At 44.5% G+C, this 3,225-nt stretch carries 2 rRNA genes; both read left to right on the top strand.

Annotation, left to right across the window (positions count from 1 at the left end):
- The first annotated feature begins 108 nt into the window (after positions 1–108).
- Positions 109–3,012 (top strand): 23S ribosomal RNA (locus AYC60_RS00650).
- A 57-nt stretch (positions 3,013–3,069) separates the two neighbouring features.
- A 5S ribosomal RNA gene (gene rrf / locus AYC60_RS00645) occupies positions 3,070–3,178 on the top strand.
- Positions 3,179–3,225 lie beyond the last annotated feature (47 nt).

Genomic DNA, 3,225 nt, shown 5'->3' with positions numbered 1-3,225 from the left:
ACATAGGACAATGAGAAATGAATAGTAGAAAGTAAAGAATTACAACTTTAAACAGAGACGAAAGAAAAGATAAGTAGTTAAACTGTAAAAAAATATAGAAAAGATGATTAAAAAGCTAATTAAGGGCACATGGAGGATGCCTAGGTAGTAAAAGCCGAAGAAGGACGTGATAAGCTGCGAAAAGCTTAGGGGAGTTGCATATAAGCGTAGATCCTAAGATATCCGAATGGGGAAACCTACTTGTTGGAAGGACAAGTGAGAAATAGGTAAGCTAGCGAACTGAAACATCTAAGTAGCTAGAGGAAAAGAAAGTAAAAACGATTCTCTTAGTAGCGGCGAGCGAAGGGGGAAGAGCCTAAAACATGGTGGTGTTAAACTTGGCGAGGTTGCCATCATGTGGTAGAGGGAGATATTTATTGAGATAGCCATAATCAAGATATGTGTATTATGTAAACGGAACAAGGTTGGAAAGCCTGGCCAAAGAGAGTGATAGCCTCGTATAGTGTAAAGTAATACATGTATAATATTAATCCCGAGTAGCATCAAGCACGAGGAATTTGGTGTGAATCAGTGTGGACCATATCACATAAGGCTAAATACTTTTACTAACCGATAGAGGAGAGTACCGTGAGGGAAAGGTGAAAAGAACCCTGAGTAAGGGAGTGAAAAAGAATTTGAAACCATGTGCTTACAAACGGTAGGAGGCGAGAGCTGACTGCGTGGATTTTGGTTAATCATCCTGCGAGTTATGATATGTGGCGAGGTTAAGAGAGTGGAGCCGAAGGGAAACCGAGTCTTAAGAGGGCGCAAGTCGCATGTTATAGACGCGAAACCTAGTGATCTAGGCCTGTCCAGGTTGAAGCTGCAGTAAGATGCAGTGGAGGACCGAACTCACCGCCGTTGAAATGTTGGGAGATGAGATAGGTTTAGGGGTGAAAAGCCAATCGAACTAGGAGATAGCTCGTTCTCTCCGAAATGCATTTAGGTGCAGCCTTAAGTTTAAAGATATGTGGGGGTAGAGCACTGTATAACCTAGGGGGCGTATAGCTTACTGAAGTTAAGCAAACTGCGAATACCATATATTAATACTTAGGAGTGAGTCTATGGATGACAAGGTCCATGGACGAGAGGGGAACAACCCAGAACATCAGCTAAGGTCCCAAATTATGTCTAAGTGGGAAAGGAGGTGGATATTCACAAACAACCAGGAGGTTGGCTTAGAAGCAGCCATACCTTTAAAGAGTGCGTAATAGCTCACTGGTCGAGAGTATCTGCGCCGAAGATTTAACGGGGCTAAGACATAAACCGAAGCTATGTAACAACAATGTTGTTGGTAGGAGAGCGTTCTGTAGGCTGTAGAAGGAGAGCTGAAAGGCGATCTGGAGGTATCAGAAGTGAGAATGCAGGAATGAGTAGCGAGAAAGAGGGTGAGAATCCCTCTGGCCGGAAGTCCAAGGTTTCCAGGGCAATGTTTGTCAACCCTGGGTGAGTCGGGACCTAAGCGAAGACTAGAAAGTCGTGGCGAATGGAAAATAGGTTAATATTCCTATACCACTTTAAACTGTTAACTGATGGAGTGACGCAGGAAGGTATGTAAGATGTCTGACGGAATAGGCATTCTAAGGGAGAAGCATGATAATATAGGCAAATCCGTATTATTAAATGTTAGACCTGATGGGGAAGAGCACTAGTGCTTAAGTTACAAATCCTACACTGCCGAGAAAAACTTCTAAAGAGGGATAAAGTGCCCGTACTGTAAACCGACACAGGTGGACTGGGTGAGAAACCCGAGGCCGACAGGATAACTCTAGCTAAGGAACTCTGCAAAATAGCCCCGTAACTTCGGGAGAAGGGGTGCCTATGGTAGGTGAATGAGAACATCAGGAGCCAAAGTAGGCCGCAGTGAAGAGTCCCAAGCAACTGTTTATCAAAAACACAGGTCTATGCTAAGCTGAAAGGCGACGTATATGGGCTGACACCTGCCCAGTGCTGGAAGGTTAAGAGGAGGATTGAGAGATTCGAATTGAAGCCCCAGTGAACGGCGGCCGTAACTATAACGGTCCTAAGGTAGCGAAATTCCTTGTCGGGTAAGTTCCGACCTGCACGAATGGTGAAATGATTTGGGAGCTGTCTTGGCTGGAGGCCTGGTGAAGTTGTAATGTCGGTGAAGATACCGACTACCTGTAGTAGGACGGAAAGACCCCGTGGAGCTTTACTGTAGTTTGGCATTGGGTTTTGGTAATGTGTGTATAGAATAGTTGGGAGACTGAGAGATTAAGACGCTAGTTTTAAAGGAGTCACCTGTGGAATACCAACCATATATTATTGAAATTCTAATCAAGAAATTGAGACAGTGCTAGATGGGCAGTTTGACTGGGGCGGTCGCCTCCTAAAGAGTAACGGAGGCGTTCAAAGGTTCCTTCAGGTTGGATGGAAATCAACCAAAGAGTGTAAAGGTATAAGGGAGCTTGACTGCGAGATTGACGGATCGAGCAGGTGCGAAAGCAGGACTTAGTGATCCGGCGGTGCTGTATGGAAAGGCCGTCGCTCAACGGATAAAAGCTACCCCGGGGATAACAGGCTGATACTTCCCAAGAGTCCATATCGACGGAAGTGTTTGGCACCTCGATGTCGGCTCGTCTCATCCTGGGGCTGGAGAAGGTCCCAAGGGTTGGGCTGTTCGCCCATTAAAGAGGCACGCGAGCTGGGTTCAGAACGTCGTGAGACAGTTCGGTCCCTATCCACTACAGGCGTTAGAATATTGAAAAGATCTGTCCTTAGTACGAGAGGACCGGGATGGACAAACCTCTGATGTATCAGTTGTCACGCCAGTGGCATGGCTGAGTAGTCACGTTTGGAAGGGATAATCGCTGAAAGCATCTAAGTGAGAAACCCACTTTGAGATAAGTATTCTTTTAAGTATCCACTGAGACTAAGTGGTTGATAGGTTGGGGGTGTAAGTGTAGTGATACATTTAGCTGACCAATACTAATAATACGTAGGCTTTTATTAGAAATATTCTTTACTTTACTATTCATTTTTGATTGTCTTATGGAGATAATTAAGAAGTTTGGTGACAATAGCCACAGGGATACACCTAGTAACATTTCGAACCTAGAAGTTAAGTCTGTGTACGCTGAAAATACTTAGTAATAGGGAAGATAGGTAGTTGCCAAACTTTTTTTAAAATTATATGACTTTGTAGCTCAGTCGGTTAGAGCATCT

The organism is Streptobacillus felis (genome assembly GCF_001559775.1).
GTDB lineage: Bacteria > Fusobacteriota > Fusobacteriia > Fusobacteriales > Leptotrichiaceae > Streptobacillus > Streptobacillus felis.
The sequence above is the reverse complement of the archived record's forward strand: the minus strand, read 5'-3'. Positions and strand labels throughout refer to the sequence as shown.